Source organism: Pseudomonas sp. HD6515, from assembly GCF_024971855.1.
In the GTDB taxonomy this organism is placed as follows: domain Bacteria; phylum Pseudomonadota; class Gammaproteobacteria; order Pseudomonadales; family Pseudomonadaceae; genus Aquipseudomonas; species Aquipseudomonas alloputida.
This window is the reverse complement of record NZ_CP079827.1, coordinates 1,655,640-1,670,999: the sequence shown is the minus strand read 5'-3', so window position 1 is coordinate 1,670,999 and position 15,360 is coordinate 1,655,640. Positions and strand designations below refer to the sequence as shown.

Here is a 15,360-nt window from a genome sequence, read left to right as displayed (position 1 = left end):
AACACTCGCTGTACTCGCGGCGCCATAAGCGCCGCGTGCCCCCTCACGACCTTAGACAGGTAAATAGAAAATGAAAGCTTTACTGGTATTGGTACTTGGCAGTCTTTGCGGCGCGGCAATGGCCGGCGAAGCCAAAGATGCCGAGCAGATTCCGGTTGAACAGTACAGTTACTCGCAGCACCTGGACATTGCTCGCGTCATTTCCATGAGCGAAGTGCCCAATGTGTGCGAAGTCGTGCCCGCCCGCATGACCTACGAGGACTCCCAGGGCCAGAAGCACATTCTCGAATACCGCGTGATGGGGAACGGCTGCTCTAACGGCTGATACCTTGGAATCGGGGGCCCTGCGGGCCCCTTCGCGGGTGAACCCGCTCCTACGGGTACCTCGCACACCATGAATGCGGCGCGGTACCTGTAGGAGCGGGTTCACCCGCGAAGCATTCACCACCTGATTAACAGGCTATTAACTTACAGCCATTTAATCAGTCGATTTGCCCAACGAATAATCCCTCAACTTGTTGGCAATCGTGGTATGCGAAACACCCAGTCTTTTGCCCAAGGCCCGACTACTGGGAAACTCACCTATCAAACTTTCCAGCACCGCCTTTTCAAAGCGCCCTACTATCTGCGAAAGATCCCCTTCCAGCGAAAACTCACCCAACGGTTGCCGCACGCCATAATCCGGCAAGCGGATATGCTCGCTTTTAACCACGCCGCCGTCACATAACGAAACCGCCTGGAACAAAACGTTTTCCAACTGCCTTACATTACCTGGCCAGTGGTACTGCCCAAGTTTGTCCATTGCCGCCGGTGCCAGGCGCGGCATGGCACAGCCAATCTGTCGACTGGCCTGATCGAGAAAATGCTGCACCAACCCCTCCAGACCATCCATGCATTCGCGCAAAGGCGGAATGTGCAGCGACAGTACATTGAGCCGGTGATACAGGTCCTGGCGAAACTCGCCACGGGCACACAACTCGGACAAATCCACCTGGGTTGCACAAATCACCCGCACATCCAGGTAGACCTCTTCATCGCTACCTACCCGACGGAAGCAGCCGTCCTGCAGAAAGCGCAGCAGCTTTACCTGCAGGCGCGGGCTCATCTCCCCTACCCCGTCAAGGAACAGCGTGCCGCCTGCAGTCAACTCCAGCAGCCCCAGCTTGCCTTCGGCCCGTGCCCCTTCGAATGCCCCTGGGCCGTAACCGAACAGCTCGGTCTCGGCCATCGACTCGGGCAACCCGGCGCAGTTGAGCGCCATCAGCGGCGACTGTCCACGCGGGCTGGCCAGGTGGCAGGCACGCGCCAGCAACTCCTTGCCGGTACCGGTTTCGCCCTCGATCAGCAACGGTGCATCCAGCGGCGCCATGCGCCGCGCTTCACGCACCACGGCAGCCATCACCCGCGAGCTCTGGAAGATGCTGTCGAAGCCACGCAGCTCTTGCTTGCGCACATTGTAGATACGCTCGCCGATTCGGTCGGCGCGGTGAAGGGTAAGCACCGCGCCGGCCAGCGCCTCGCTGTCATCGTGCTCGGACTGCAGCGGTGCGATATCGGCCAGGAACACATCGCCTTTGACTTTGATGCGCAAGCCGTTGATGCGCGACTTGTTGGCCCGCACCAGCTCCGGTAGATCGAAGTCTTCTACGTAGCGCGCCAGCGGCATGCCCGGCACCTCATCAACCCGCACGCCAAGCAACTGCGCGGCGGCACGGTTGGCCGCAACGATGCTGCCGCCCATGTCGATCGACAGCACCGGGAAGTCCAGCGCCCCCAGCAACGCATTCAGCTCCATGTGCCGGCGTTCGCTGGGCATCAGGCCCACACGCTTTACGCCGAACACCCCGGCAATCGCCTCGAACTTCGGCCGCAGGGCCTGAAATTGCAGGTTGATCAGGTTCGGGCAGTGCAGGTAGATGGCGTTGCCATGGTCACCGCCAACCTCACCGCGCAGCACGTTGATGCCGTACTCCACCAGCAGGTTGAGGATGTCGCGCAGGATGCCAATGCGGTTCTGGCAATGGACTTTGATACGCATGAGGGCTCTCGAAGCGCTGATGTTTTTCAACACCGCGCGGAAAATTCGTAAAGATAAGCTGACAAAAACCGGGTTTCTATCAACCAGATGCCTCGAATTTTCCGACACTTGCCGAGCTTTGTAAAATTATCGTTACGAAAACCCACGTCAGCACCCTTCGCGGCCGAGGCCCACCCCCGTGCAAAACCGCTGGCGAAGGGATATTCCTTTCGGCATGTCCTGCACATAACAAGAAAAGCCCTCACCAGGAGAGCCTCATGAAACAGACGCAATACGTGGCACGCGAGCCCGATGCGCATGGTTTTATCGATTACCCGCAGCAAGAGCATGCGGTGTGGAACACCCTGATCACCCGCCAGCTGAAAGTGATCGAAGGCCGTGCGTGCCAGGAATACCTGGACGGCATCGACCAGCTGAAATTGCCGCATGACCGCATTCCGCAATTGGGCGAGATCAACAAGGTGCTGGGTGCCACCACCGGCTGGCAGGTTGCCCGGGTACCGGCGCTGATCCCCTTCCAGACCTTCTTCGAATTGCTGGCCAGCAAGCGCTTTCCGGTCGCCACTTTCATCCGCACCCCGGAAGAGCTGGACTACCTGCAAGAGCCGGACATCTTCCACGAGATCTTCGGCCACTGCCCGCTGCTGACCAATCCCTGGTTCGCCGAGTTCACCCACACCTACGGCAAGCTCGGCCTCGCCGCGACCAAGGAACAACGTGTGTACCTGGCGCGCTTGTACTGGATGACCATCGAGTTTGGCCTGATGGAAACCGCGCAAGGCCGCAAAATCTATGGTGGCGGCATCCTCTCGTCGCCGAAAGAGACCGTCTACAGTCTGTCTGACGAGCCTGAGCACCAAGCCTTCGACCCGATCGAGGCCATGCGTACGCCCTACCGCATCGACATTCTGCAACCGGTGTATTTCGTGCTGCCGAACATGAAGCGCCTGTTCGACCTGGCCCACGAGGACATCATGGGCATGGTCCATAAAGCCATGCAGCTGGGTCTGCACGCACCGAAATTTCCACCCAAGGTCGCTGCCTGAGCGACCTTGCCGATAACAACTCGAACCGGAAAACACCTCATGAATGCCTTGAACCAAGCCCATTGCGAAGCCTGCCGCGCCGACGCACCGAAAGTCACCGACGAAGAGCTGGCTGAGCTGATCCGCGAAATCCCGGACTGGAACATCGAAGTACGTGACGGCCACATGGAGCTGGAGCGCGTGTTCCTGTTCAAGAACTTCAAGCACGCCCTGGCGTTCACCAATGCCGTGGGCGAAATCGCCGAGGCCGAAGGCCACCACCCAGGGCTGCTGACTGAATGGGGCAAGGTCACCGTGACCTGGTGGAGCCACTCGATCAAAGGCCTGCACCGCAACGACTTCATCATGTGCGCACGCACTGACAAGGTGGCGGAAACGGCTGAAGGCCGGAAGTAATCACCAGAACGAAGGGGCCAGAGGCCCCTTTTTTCATGGGGCATCTGTGCGCTGTTCGCCCGCAAAACCGACAAACGACCGGGAAAAAAACCAAACTGTCATCCAGACTTGTGTATCCTGCCCCAGCTTTTTGAAGCCACAAACGCGCCTGGCGCAGACTTTTCACTCACACTTGCGAGGAACGACGAGATGCATGAAATCCCGAATCTTCCCTTCCCAAGCCTGAACCCAGAAGAGCCATCCGTGACCGTTCACGCCGAACCGGCAGCTGCCGCCGAGCAGGATGGTGACGATCAATCCAGCGCTGACCAGGAATAACTGCGCATCCCCGACTGTGTGAAAACGGCTGACCTGCGGGCTACCCCCGTCATCACGTTTTCACACCGTCTAAAATCAACGTTGTAACAACCCACTACCACCTGCCCCGCCCCTTCCCTACACAGACTCGTGCCTCCAACCGCAAAGAGGCAGAGCCATGTCATCCATCACTGACGCCGCCGACCTACTCGCCCGGATAGACACCCTGGACGCCGAAAGCGTGCGCCTGCACAGCGACCTGTCCGGTCCAATGGACCTGGCCACATCGCTGCGCGAACATTTCAACCAGGCACTGGGCTTCACAGACCTGTTCCCCGTCGACCTGAGCGATCATGACCTGCACCAGCAGCTGACCGAAGCTTTCGCCCGTGAACCGGCGCGTGAGCACTTCAACCGCACCCTGCGACGCCCCGCCGGCAGCCAAGTAGAGGCGAACCTGGTGGCGACCTTGCAGGCAAAACTCGCCCATATCGTGATCACGGCAACCGATGCCTCACTGATCGCCGGGTTGAACGAAGGCCTGCCCAATCCATGGCCCTATGCCAGTTGCAGCCTTGCCCAGGCACTCTGGGCTCGGCGGGTGTGCCTGACCCAGCGTGACTGCTTCGTAGCGGCCGCCTTGCTGCTGTACCCCAGTTTGCCAACTCCCCCCCAGCCCCCACGATCGGCCTCCCGTCCACTGGTGCTGGACAACTACCTGGATCTCCCCACACTGGCCAGACACCTGCTGAAGCCTCCAGCCGGTGTTCACCTTGCCGTCCACCTGTTCAACGCCCTCGGTGCGACAGTCTATGCACAAGGCAGGCGTTACCGCCCGCCCACTGCCCGCGAACGGGAGGCAGGCATAACCCCTGATCAAAATGGAAAGGCGTTTCTCCCAGGCCCGGCATTGAATGCGCCAGCCGCTCAAGCGCTCGACGCCGTGCTGCATTCGTCCATGTTCACCCGATGGGCCGGCGAACTGGCCGCCTCGGCAGAATGGGATGCCAGCTCCGATCACTTGGCCTTGGCCGAACAAACCTTGATCGACGTGTTGTACCCACCCGATGACCGCCAGCCGGGGCTGATCATGGCTTTCGAGCTGTTCAGCCCGGACAATGCCACGCTCCCCGTCGAGGAAATCCGCCTTGACCTGATCAACAGTGTGCAAATCCGTCTCGCCTGCACCCCGGCGATTGCGCAACTGGCCGGTGAACTGCTGATGCGCCGCTTCGCGCCCGAACTACTGCTCAGTGGCTACCCGGCCGGTTTCAGCTTCGAGCCCGACCTGCGCTGGGCCAGCATCCGCCAGGGAGCCCTGATACTCAGCGCCCGCCAGCAACCGATGACCTTCGACAACGCAGAACAGGTCATGCGCCAGGCCCTGCACGAGGATGACCCTGCTCCCGAAGAAGCACTGCGCAAGACGCTGGCGGTGTGGGCCCCCTTGCGCGGATCATTCGAACTCCCCCCGCCCTGGTCGCACCAGCAATGGCAATTGGCGTTGCATCGCTACCTGGCGGTCAGGGACGTTGAAAGCCTCAATGATCTCCCGGACCGCTTCGAGGAGGCGCGTCGTCAGTTGCTCCAGAGCCGGATAGCGCCCGAGTCGCGCAACGCGGATGGCCAAGTGCACCTGCTGATGTACCTTGACCATGGCGCAGGCTACCGAAGCAATCCCCGCCTGCCGGACGTGACCGCCTGGTATGAAGTGGCCTTCGGCGCTTGGGAACAGCGTGCCACCAACGTCTATCAAGCTATCCTGCACCGCTGCTTGAGCCACCTGCCGGAAGATATCAAGGACCGCCTGCGTGATGGCCCCTGGACCGCCTATGCCGTGACCTGGCCGATCTACGTGGGCCACGATAACCGACCTGAGTACGGCTCCAGCCCCAGAGCGGACTGGCACATGCAGACGGCCACCCAGGGTTTCGTCGTACATGCCCCGGGCACAGAGGGCGATTGGCTTTACGAGCTGTTCCCTGAACGGCTGCACTGGCAAGCGCACTTCATTGCCCACACAGCGCCGACGCGCCTGGCCGAGCAATTGACGCTGCTCTACAGCGAATACAACCAATCACAACTGCCGTGGATCGCTGCCGACTTTCCCGCCTTGCGACAAGTGCTCATCGCCCCCACGCAAGATCGCCTCGACTCACTGGCCAGGCATTACGCTAGCGATATCGCCTTGGGCAATCGGGATGCTTTGCATGCACTGGGCAAAGGCGCTACCCCGCATGAACAATTCCTGGCCAAGCGCCAGTCCGTGAGCACTGGGCGCTACTTGCAACGGTTGTTTTCCAACCTGATACCGGGCTTGAGTTGCCTGAACCCAGAGGATGGCAGCGATGCACTGGCTTGTGTCCTGGACATCGCCGCGCTGAAAGGCGCGGCAGTCACGCTTGGTGGACGGGCCTTCAAACCATTGGCCAAGCTTCCCGGCGTGCTGGGCCAAAGCGCCAACACCGCACGCCTGAACGCCGCGCGCGCCGCCCGACGCTGGAGCAGCATCCCCGTCACGCCCGACTTCAGCGAGCGCCTTACCCCGCCCAAGCGCTGGCGCAGCGCGCCCGAACTGACGACGGTCGCCCCCGAATCCCGGGAACTCATGACGCAGCGAAGGGTACTGCCGGGCCAGACGCCCGATGCCGTGCTACTTGACCAGATACCCGACAGCCATGGTCCGGTGCCACGCGAGCTACCCGAAACAGCCACACTGATCCCCCGCGACAATGCCACGGTCGATGCAATCATTCATGGCGCCGCCTATCGCCTTCAAACACCGAACACCTCGGGGCTGCTACGTCGGGTTGCGCATGAGCCGCTACTCGGCCAGCCACCCACCGAGGTGCCGCCGCCTTACACCGGCGGCGAAGCGCAAATGGCCCTGAACTTCTCGCCCTTGCCCAATGACGCCGGCACACCCGTATTCGGACAACACGTCAGTCACGCCTTCCAAACCGTGCGGATCGAGCCGGTACCGATTCGTTATCGCCCCCAGCACACACGCTTCGACATCTGGGCGCAGGTCATGGTGCGCGAGGGCAAGGTCGTCGTACACGCCCCTAATCACCCCAGGCGATTGAAAGCCTTGCCCGTCGAAGAAACCCAGTTACGCCTTGGCGTCATCTCGCCTCCCGTGTACCACAGGCGCATCGTGGTCGACCCATCGCCTGAACTACGCTTTGGCTTGCCTGCGGACATGCCGATCGAGCAAGTCAGGCAGATTACCGACTACTGCCCTCCCGTGCGCCTGGGCGGGCTGGCACGGACCATCCCCGACCGCCGCACCCTGCGCGGCGCATTGATCGACTGGCGCGGTGAGCAGTGGTTGATCGTCGAGGCCGATCTGGGAGTTTTTTATGGCGCCCCTCATCAGCCCTGGGCGTGGCAGACAAGGCTGCTGGATGCCCCGGCACTGCCAGCTTCGCTGCCACATCCGCCCAGAGGGCTGCGTCGCAGGTTCGAGAGGATCACCGACCACGAGGCCATCGAGCGGTACCTGGAAATCAGCGAAACCTACCGCATCGTCGCCGAACGCCCCAACCTGCAGCGCGATGTCGATAACGTGGTCAGATTGCTGCGCGACTGGATAGAACAAGGGCGAACATGGCAACTCCGCCACCCCTCGCGATTCCTGCAGTTCATCGAAGCTATGGAGTCGCGCCTGCTCCCGGAATACGCGCGCAACATCCTCACGCAGAGCGCGGCCCAGGACGCTTTGGCGGGCCCCGCCAGTCGCGGCATCGCAGCATTGAACCGGGAGATAATCCCGATCTGGAGGCAATTCCACGGCACCAGCGCCGCAGACCGCCAACACATGCTCGGCATACTGGACGATCTGCTACCCGCGCGCGGCGCCACTCACCCTTACACACCGACAGCAGGTGCACAGTCGCTGGACGACAACGCGATGGCCGCCTTGCGTCAGCACCTCTACCCAGTCAACCTGGCCTTTGCCAGCGTCACGCTGAAGGACCATAGCCGCGTGGTGTTCTTCGCCCTGTCAGGCAGCCCTGGCCGGCGCGCATTGCATATCATCCCGACGCCCCGCCTCACACCGGCAGTGGACTACGTCGATGCACGCCAGGTTAACCAGTTTTTCCCACCAGACCCGCGGTTTACCGAGCTGCCAATCCTGCGGCGCGCAGATTTCCTGTGGACGCGCGTCCATAAGCGACATCTCGATGCCGAACGACACATCGCCAGCGCGCTGAACCGCAGACTGCTTCACCGCCACACCGAGGTCGAGCGTATCGATGTCTTCACACTGCTCGACTCCTGTCGCTCCTGTGGCGGCTTCGTCCTGCCGCGCTTGCGGCTGGATTACCCGAAAGCCGAGTTCAGTGTGACCTGGATGCTCGATTACACCAACTGACTACAACCTGACAGCTTCGCCCGCAAACACCCTTGCTGTGGTTAAGATGGCGGCACACACTGCCATCCTTACCGCAGCAACGGATCCCCAATGCCAGCACGCAGTCCCACATCCCTTGCCGTCACTGGGCAAGTCGTCTCCATCGTCCTGTTCACCTTCATCGGCTACCTGAACATCGGCATCCCCTTGGCCGTGTTGCCCGGCTATGTGCACAACGACCTGGGTTTCAGTGCCGTGGTCGCCGGCCTGGTGATCAGCGTGCAGTACCTCGCGACGCTGCTCAGCCGCCCTGGCGCCAGCCGCATCATCGACAACCACGGCAGCAAGAAGGCGGTCATGTACGGACTGGCTGGCTGCGGGCTCAGCGGGGTATTCATGCTGGCCTGCGCCTTCCTCACTCACCTACCTTGGCTGAGCCTGGCTTGCCTGCTGGTCGGTCGCCTGGTGCTGGGCAGCGCCGAAAGCCTGGTAGGCTCGGGTGCGATCGGCTGGGGCATTGGCCGGGTGGGTGCCGCAAACACGGCCAAGGTCATCTCCTGGAACGGCATCGCCAGCTACGGTGCGCTGGCCATCGGCGCCCCACTGGGCGTGCTGATGGTCAAAGGCCTCGGGCTGTGGAGCATGGGTGTGAGCATCATCCTGCTGTGCATACTCGGTTTGCTGCTGGCCTGGCCCAAGCAGGCCGCCCCCATCGTCAGCGGTGTACGCCTGCCGTTCCTGCGGGTGCTGGGCAAGGTATTTCCGCATGGCTCGGGGCTTGCCCTGGGCTCGATCGGCTTTGGCACCATCGCCACCTTCATCACCCTTTACTACGCAAGCCGTGGCTGGGCCAATGCGGCGCTGACCCTGAGCCTGTTCGGCGCCAGTTTCATCAGCGCACGGCTGCTCTTTGGCAACCTGATCAATCGCATCGGTGGCTTCAGGGTGGCGATCGCCTGCCTGTCGGTGGAAACGCTTGGGCTGTTGATGCTGTGGCTGGCACCCAACGCCGAACTGGCCTTGGCGGGGGCTGCACTGAGTGGGTTTGGTTTCTCGCTGGTGTTTCCGGCATTAGGCGTGGAGGCGGTGAACCAAGTGTCGGCAGCTAACCGCGGGGCAGCGGTGGGGGCGTATTCGCTGTTCATCGACTTGTCACTGGGGGTGACCGGGCCATTGGTCGGTGCGGTGGCGGCGGGGTTCGGCTTCGCTTCGATGTTTCTGTTCGCGGCGGCTGCGGCAGCGTGTGGGTTGGTATTGAGCCTCTATTTGTACCGCCAGGGGCGTCGGGACAGGGACCGTACAACAGCAGCCTGAAAGCCGGTGCCGGCCTCTTCGCGGCCCACCCCGCCCCTGCAGGGTTGACGCGCCAGCCTGGCGTGCACGATCCCCCCGTAGGAGCGGGTTCACCCGCGAAGGGCTGCAAAGCAGCCCCAAAAGGCCTCAAACTTAGCGCTGAGCGTACTGCAACACCACCTCAAGCGGGTGACGCATCTTCCGCTCGGTCATGCGCTTGACCTGGCTACGGCACGAATAACCGGTCGCCAGCGGCTCCCCGTCCTTGTCCAGCTTGGTCGCCCAGCTCTGCTCGAATATGGTCCGCGAGGTTTCCTGGTTGCGAGCTTCGTGCCCATAGGTACCGGACATACCGCAGCAACCCGTGGCCTCGGTCACCAGCTTCAGCCCCAGACGGGCGAACACCTGCTCCCACTGCCGGGTGCTGGCCGGCACGTTGGTCTTCTCGGTGCAGTGCGCCATCAGGCGGAAGCTGCCCGGTGCGGTAGGCGCCTGCTCGGGCAGCACATCCATCAACCATTCCTGCGGCAGCAGCACCTGCGGGCAACCCTCCAGGCCTGGCACCTTCTGGTACTCCTGGCGATACACCAGCGTCATCGCCGGGTCCAGCCCCACCAGCGGCACACCGCAATCGGCCAGGGCCTTGAGCTGCGTGGCGTTGCGGATCGCTGCCTTGGCAAACGCGCCAAGGAAACCCTGTACGTGCAACGGCTTGCCGTTGGCGCTGTACGGCGCCAGGAATACCCGGTGACCCAGGCGGTGGGCAAGGTCGATGAAGGCCGACAGCAGCGGTGTTTCGAAGTAGCGGGTGAAGGCGTCCTGCACCAGCACGATGCTGCGCTCGCGCTGGGCCGGGGTCAGCTCGCGCAGGGCCGGCACCGTGGCCATGCCAACGCGGCAACGGGTCAGGGTAGCCTGGAAGTTGAAGCGGCTGATCAGCGGGCTGTCGACCATGCCCACCTTGTCGGCCAGCAGTTGGCTCACCCACTTCGAACCCATCACCGCGTTGTACAGCCCCGGTGCGTGCGCCAGGTAGGGGATGGTGAACTCGAGCGAGCCGATCAGGTAGTCACGCAGCGGGCGCTGGTAGCGACCGTGGTACAGCTCGAGGAAGCGCGAGCGGAAGTCCGGCACATTGACCTTGATCGGGCACTGCCCGGCGCACGACTTGCACGCCAGGCAGCCAGCCATGGCGTCGTACACTTCATGGGAGAAGTCTTCCTGGCCCTGGTTGCGCGCGCGGTTGTTGCGCAGACGCGCCGGCAGGCCCTTGAGCCACGACACCTTGTTGCGCGCCGCAGCCAGCACATCGATGTTCGCCTCGCCCTGCAGGCGCAGCCACTCGCGCATCAGCGAGGCGCGGCCCTTGGGCGAATGCTGGCGTTCGCGGGTAGCCTTCCACGACGGGCACATGGCGTCGTTGGGGTCATAGTTGTAACAGGCGCCATTGCCGTTGCAGTGCACGGCGCTGGGGAAGTCCTGCCATACGCGCTCGTCAATGGTACGGTCAAGGTCGCCGCGCAGGGTCACGCCATCGACCGGGGTCAGGCCCTCGGCGCTTCCCAATGGCGTGCAGATCTTGCCCGGGTTGAGCTGGTTGTGCGGGTCAAAGGCGCCCTTCAGGCGCTGCAACGCCGGGTACAGCTCACCGAAGTACTCGGGCACGTATTCCGAGCGCAGGCCCTTGCCGTGCTCACCCCACAGCAGGCCGCCATAACGCTTGGTCAGCGCGGCAACGGCGTCGGAAATCGGCTTGACCAGCGCGGCCTGCGCCGGGTCTTTCATGTCCAGTGCCGGGCGCACGTGCAGCACGCCGGCATCGACGTGGCCAAACATGCCGTAGGCCAGGCCGTAGCCATCGAGCAGTGCGCGGAAGTCGGCGATGTAGTCGGCCAACTGCTCTGGCGGTACCGCGGTGTCCTCCACGAACGGCTGCGGGCGCACTTCGCCTTCGACGTTGCCCAGCAGGCCCACCGAACGCTTGCGCATGGTATAGACGCGGGTGACTGCCTCGGCGCCTTCGGCCAAGGTGTGGCCCAGGCGCTCGACGCTGGTGTCGCTTTGCAGGTGCTGGATGAACGCCTGCACCTTGGCGTTGACCTCGGCCGGCTCGTCGCCGCAGAACTCCACCAGGTTGATGCCCAGCGTGGGGCGTTCGGGGTCCGCCGGGAAATACTCGGCAACGCTGTGCCAAACGATGTCTTTCATCGCCAGCATCAGCACCTTGGAGTCGACCGTCTCGATCGACAGCGGCTTGTGCGCCATCAGCGCGTTGGCATCACGCAGCGCATCCATGAAGCTGGTGTAGCGTACATTGACCAGCACCGCATATTTGGGAATCGGCAGCACATTGAGCTTGGCTTCGACCACGTAGCCCAGCGAGCCCTCGGCGCCGCACAGCACGCTGTTGAGGTTGAAGCGGCCCTGCTCGTCGCGCAGGTGCGCCAGGTCGTAGCCGGTCAGGCAACGGTTGAGCTTGGGAAAGGTGGTTTCAATCAGTTCGGCCTGGGTTTCCTGAATTTCCCGGGCCATGCGGTACACCTCGCCGACCCGGCCCGGCGCGGCGCAGGCCTGCTCCAGCGCAGCATCGTCGATCGGCAGGCTGTGCAGGCGTTCGCCACCGAGCAGCACGCTGTGCAGCTCCAGCACGTGGTCGCGGGTTTTGCCGTAGGTGCAACTGCCCTGGCCACTGGCATCCGTGTTGATCATGCCGCCGACCGTGGCGCGGTTGGAGGTGGACAGCTCAGGGGCGAAGAACAGCCCGTGCGGCTTGAGCGCAGCATTGAGCTGGTCCTTGACCGTGCCGGCCTGTACCCGCACCCAGCGCTCTTGCACGTTGATTTCGAGAATGTTGTTCATGTGCCGCGACAGGTCGACGACGATACCGTCGGTCAGCGACTGGCCGTTGGTGCCGGTGCCACCACCGCGGGGGGTCAGCTTGACCTGCTGGAAGCGCGGTTCACCCATTAGCGTGGCGACCCGCGCCACATCGTCGGCATCCAGCGGGAACACCGCCGCCTGCGGCAAGCGCTGGTAGATCGAGTTGTCGGTGGCCAGTACCGTGCGGGTTGCGTAGTCGGCACTGATCTGGCCACGGAAGCCGCTGTTGCGCAGGGCTTCGAGGAATTCGGGGTAATTGGCGCTCGGTGCAACGGTGGACAGCTGGGCGATCATCGAAGGATGGCCTCTTGATATTGGCTAAATCACGGGATCCCTGTCGCCCCGGCATGGGTTGAGGCATGCAGGGATGACGTATAGGCCAATGTTCCTGTAGTTTCGCGTCAGGGGCAAACGGATAATCCTGCCGCTATCAATGACTTTTATGAATGAATTACCGCCACCTGACCCCATCCATGTCACTGCTGCTGGCTTTCGAGGCCGCCGCCCGGCATGAAAGCTACACCCGTGCCGCCGCCGAACTGTCGCTGACCCAAAGCGCGGTCAGCCGCCAGGTGCAAGCCTTGGAGCAGCAGTTGGGCCTGACCCTGTTCCGCCGCGAGGGGCGCCAGGTGCAGTTGACCGATGTCGGCCGCCTGTACCAGCGCGAGCTGAGCGAGGCACTGGGGCGCATCCGCAGCGCCACCTTGCAGGCACTGGCCTATCAATCGGGGGTAGGCACCTTGCGCCTGGCTACCCTGCCAACCTTCGGCTCGAAATGGCTGTTGCCGAGGCTGCATGCGTTCTACAGCGCTCACCCAGGCATGCTGGTGCACATTCATTCACGCATTGAAACCATCAACTTCGACACCAGCGAAATCGATGCCGCCATCGGCGTGGCCAGCCACGACTTGCCGGGGCTTGTCTGCCATCGCCTGCATGCCGAGGAGCTGGTGGTGATCTTGCCGCCGGAGGCCGGCGTCGGCAGCCAGGGCTGGAGCCCGGCGCGGATCAGTGAAGAGGTGCTGCTGAATGTGGCCAACAACCCGCATGCGTGGGGCGAGTGGTTTTCCCACCATGGCTTGCCGCACCGGGCGATGCGGCTGGGGCCGAGTTTCGAGCTGACCTCGCACCTGATCCAGGCGGTACGTGCCGGGATCGGGATCGGGCTGGTGCCGCGCATATTGGTGGAGGAGGAACTGGCCAAGGGCGAGCTGTACAGCCCGGGTGTGGCGTTTGCCAGCCAGCGTAGTTATTACCTGATCTACCCGCCGAGGAATGAGGCACTGCCGTCGCTGCGGGCATTCAGGGGGTGGTTGCTGGAGCAGATCTGATTGTTGGCGGGATCACCTGACCTGAGGCCAACGCTGTACCTGTAGGAGCGGGTTTACCCGCGAAGAGGCCCGCACAGGCAACAAAAAACCCGAAGCCAGCCACCTGACTCCGGGTTTTCGCATACCGCTTATGGCGCCTTACTTGGTCACAGTCTCAACAGCACCGCCCGCATTCACCTGGCGACGCGACTTGACCATGTACACCGCCAACATCGCAAGCAGCCACACCGGGATCGCATACACCGACACCTGGATGCCCGGGATCATCAGCATGATGCCCAGAATCAGCACCACGAAAGCCAGCACCACATAGTTGCCGTACGGGTACCACAGTGCCTTGAACAGCGGCTTCTGGCCGGTACGGTCGAGGTGCTGACGGAACTTCAGGTGCGAGTAGCTGATCATCGCCCAGTTGATCACCAGGGTGGCCACGACCAGCGACATCAGCAGCTCCAGCGCGTTTTGCGGCATCAGGTAGTTCAGCAGCACAGCGACGAAGGTCACGGCAGCCGACACCAGGATCGAACGCACTGGCACGCCCCGCTTGTCGACCTTGGCCAGCGACGCCGGGGCATCGCCCTGCTCGGCCATACCCAGCAGCATGCGGGCGTTGCAGTAGGTGCCACTGTTGTACACCGACAGCGCCGCAGTCAGCACCACGAAGTTCAGCAGGTTGGCAGCCACGTCACTGCCCAGCAGCGAGAACACTTGCACGAACGGGCTGCTGCCGTAGCTGCCACCCGAGGCGTCGATGCTGGCGACCAGGTTGTCCCACGGGGTCAGCGACAGCAGCACCACCAGGGCACCGACATAGAAGATCAGGATGCGGTAGATGACCTGGTTGATCGCTTTGGGGATCACGGTCTTTGGCTTGTCGGCCTCGGCGGCGGTGAAGCCGAGCATTTCCAGGCCACCAAAGGAAAACATGATGAAAGCCAAGGCCATTACCAGCCCGCTGACGCCGTTGGGGAAGAAACCGCCATGTGACCACAGGTTGGCCACGGTGGCTTCAGGGCCGCCGCTGCCGCTGGTCAGCAGGTAGGCACCCAGGCCGATCATGCTGACGATGGCGACCACTTTGATGATGGCGAACCAGAATTCGGCTTCACCGAAGAACTTCACGTTCATCAGGTTGATGGCGTTGATCAGCACGAAGAAGGCTGCCGCCGTGACCCAGGTGGGGATCTCCGGCCACCAGTAGTGAACATACTTGCCGACCGCCGAAAGCTCCGACATACCCACCAGGATATACAGCACCCAGCAGTTCCAGCCCGACAGGAAGCCGGCGAAACCACCCCAGTAGGTGTGGGCGAAATGGCTGAACGAGCCGGCCACCGGCTCTTCGACGATCATTTCACCCAGCTGGCGCATGATCATGAAGGCGATGAAGCCGCAGATGGCGTAGCCAAGAATCATCGACGGGCCGGCGGATTTCATCACGCCAGCCGAGCCGAGGAACAGGCCGGTACCAATCGCACCGCCGAGGGCGATCAACTGGATATGGCGGTTCTTCAGGCCCCGCTTTAGCTCGCCTGAATGCATGTTTTGTCCACTCATGAACGAAGTCACCTGCATTGTTTTTATCTGTGACGGAATCGGACCCACCGCGCTCGTGGCGCAGCGGAATGGGCAAGGTGGTTACCTTGGGTTTCTTGACCTCAGGTGCCGCCGGAGCAGGTCAACCAGGCGTGATCAAGAGTGCGCGGTACGCAAGAGGGTCAC

At 62.5% G+C, this 15,360-nt stretch carries 10 protein-coding genes; 7 read left to right on the top strand and 3 right to left on the bottom strand.

What is annotated here, in order from left to right:
• Positions 1 to 70: 70 nt before the first annotated feature.
• Positions 71 to 325: a DUF2790 domain-containing protein gene (locus KW568_RS07800; RefSeq protein ID WP_003254526.1), complete on the top strand. Its 255-nt coding sequence runs from the start codon at positions 71 to 73 to the stop codon at positions 323 to 325.
• Between the two features lie 153 nt (positions 326 to 478).
• Here KW568_RS07800 and KW568_RS07795 read toward each other — a convergent pair whose 3' ends face one another.
• Positions 479 to 2,038 carry a sigma-54-dependent phenylalanine hydroxylase transcriptional regulator PhhR gene (locus KW568_RS07795; RefSeq protein WP_003254527.1) on the bottom strand — a complete coding sequence of 520 codons (1,560 nt, stop codon included), beginning with the start codon at positions 2,036 to 2,038 and terminating at the stop codon, positions 479 to 481.
• 257 nt (positions 2,039 to 2,295) lie between these two features.
• Between KW568_RS07795 and phhA the strand changes: the two genes are divergently transcribed.
• The 5 genes from phhA to KW568_RS07770 all read left to right on the top strand — a co-directional run bounded on the left by phhA (position 2,296) and on the right by KW568_RS07770 (position 9,448).
• Positions 2,296 to 3,084 carry a phenylalanine 4-monooxygenase gene (gene phhA, locus KW568_RS07790; RefSeq protein WP_003254528.1) on the top strand — a complete coding sequence of 263 codons (789 nt, stop codon included), beginning with the start codon at positions 2,296 to 2,298 and terminating at the stop codon, positions 3,082 to 3,084.
• Positions 3,085 to 3,123: 39 nt separating this feature from the next.
• Complete coding sequence (locus tag KW568_RS07785) at positions 3,124 to 3,480, top strand: 4a-hydroxytetrahydrobiopterin dehydratase (RefSeq protein WP_003254532.1); 357 nt, start codon at positions 3,124 to 3,126, stop codon at positions 3,478 to 3,480.
• A gap of 189 nt (positions 3,481 to 3,669) precedes the next feature.
• Positions 3,670 to 3,798 carry a hypothetical protein gene (locus KW568_RS07780; protein WP_003254533.1) on the top strand — a complete coding sequence of 43 codons (129 nt, stop codon included), beginning with the start codon at positions 3,670 to 3,672 and terminating at the stop codon, positions 3,796 to 3,798.
• 157 nt (positions 3,799 to 3,955) lie between these two features.
• On the top strand, positions 3,956 to 8,155 hold the full coding sequence (locus tag KW568_RS07775; protein WP_004575993.1) for a deaminase domain-containing protein: 4,200 nt from the start codon (positions 3,956 to 3,958) through the stop codon (positions 8,153 to 8,155).
• A 90-nt stretch (positions 8,156 to 8,245) separates the two neighbouring features.
• Entirely contained in the window at positions 8,246 to 9,448 is a 1,203-nt protein-coding gene (locus KW568_RS07770) for an MFS transporter (RefSeq protein ID WP_003254535.1), read from the top strand.
• Positions 9,449 to 9,580: 132 nt separating this feature from the next.
• Here the strand turns inward: KW568_RS07770 and KW568_RS07765 are convergent, their stop codons facing one another.
• The gene (locus KW568_RS07765; protein ID WP_004575994.1) at positions 9,581 to 12,601 is read right to left on the bottom strand and encodes an FAD-binding and (Fe-S)-binding domain-containing protein; all 3,021 of its coding nucleotides are present in this window, start codon (positions 12,599 to 12,601) and stop codon (positions 9,581 to 9,583) included.
• A 152-nt stretch (positions 12,602 to 12,753) separates the two neighbouring features.
• Here KW568_RS07765 and KW568_RS07760 point away from each other — a divergent pair, with 152 nt between their 5' ends.
• Positions 12,754 to 13,638, top strand: a complete 885-nt coding sequence (locus KW568_RS07760; protein ID WP_003254537.1) for a LysR substrate-binding domain-containing protein — start codon at positions 12,754 to 12,756, stop codon at positions 13,636 to 13,638.
• 138 nt (positions 13,639 to 13,776) lie between these two features.
• On the opposite strand, the gene KW568_RS07755 is transcribed toward KW568_RS07760, so the two are convergent.
• Positions 13,777 to 15,195 (bottom strand): amino acid permease, encoded by a 1,419-nt coding sequence (locus tag KW568_RS07755; RefSeq protein ID WP_167398635.1) that lies wholly within the window; start codon positions 15,193 to 15,195, stop codon positions 13,777 to 13,779.
• Between the last annotated feature and the right edge of the window lie 165 nt (positions 15,196 to 15,360).

Coding starts and splice junctions, on each gene's coding strand:
- KW568_RS07800 (WP_003254526.1), top strand. CDS start 71: ATGAAAGCTTTACTGGTATTGGTACTTGGCAGTCTTTGCGGCGCGGCA.
- KW568_RS07795 (WP_003254527.1), bottom strand. CDS start 2,038: ATGCGTATCAAAGTCCATTGCCAGAACCGCATTGGCATCCTGCGCGAC.
- phhA (WP_003254528.1), top strand. CDS start 2,296: ATGAAACAGACGCAATACGTGGCACGCGAGCCCGATGCGCATGGTTTT.
- KW568_RS07785 (WP_003254532.1), top strand. CDS start 3,124: ATGAATGCCTTGAACCAAGCCCATTGCGAAGCCTGCCGCGCCGACGCA.
- KW568_RS07780 (WP_003254533.1), top strand. CDS start 3,670: ATGCATGAAATCCCGAATCTTCCCTTCCCAAGCCTGAACCCAGAAGAG.
- KW568_RS07775 (WP_004575993.1), top strand. CDS start 3,956: ATGTCATCCATCACTGACGCCGCCGACCTACTCGCCCGGATAGACACC.
- KW568_RS07770 (WP_003254535.1), top strand. CDS start 8,246: ATGCCAGCACGCAGTCCCACATCCCTTGCCGTCACTGGGCAAGTCGTC.
- KW568_RS07765 (WP_004575994.1), bottom strand. CDS start 12,601: ATGATCGCCCAGCTGTCCACCGTTGCACCGAGCGCCAATTACCCCGAA.
- KW568_RS07760 (WP_003254537.1), top strand. CDS start 12,754: ATGAATTACCGCCACCTGACCCCATCCATGTCACTGCTGCTGGCTTTC.
- KW568_RS07755 (WP_167398635.1), bottom strand. CDS start 15,195: ATGAGTGGACAAAACATGCATTCAGGCGAGCTAAAGCGGGGCCTGAAG.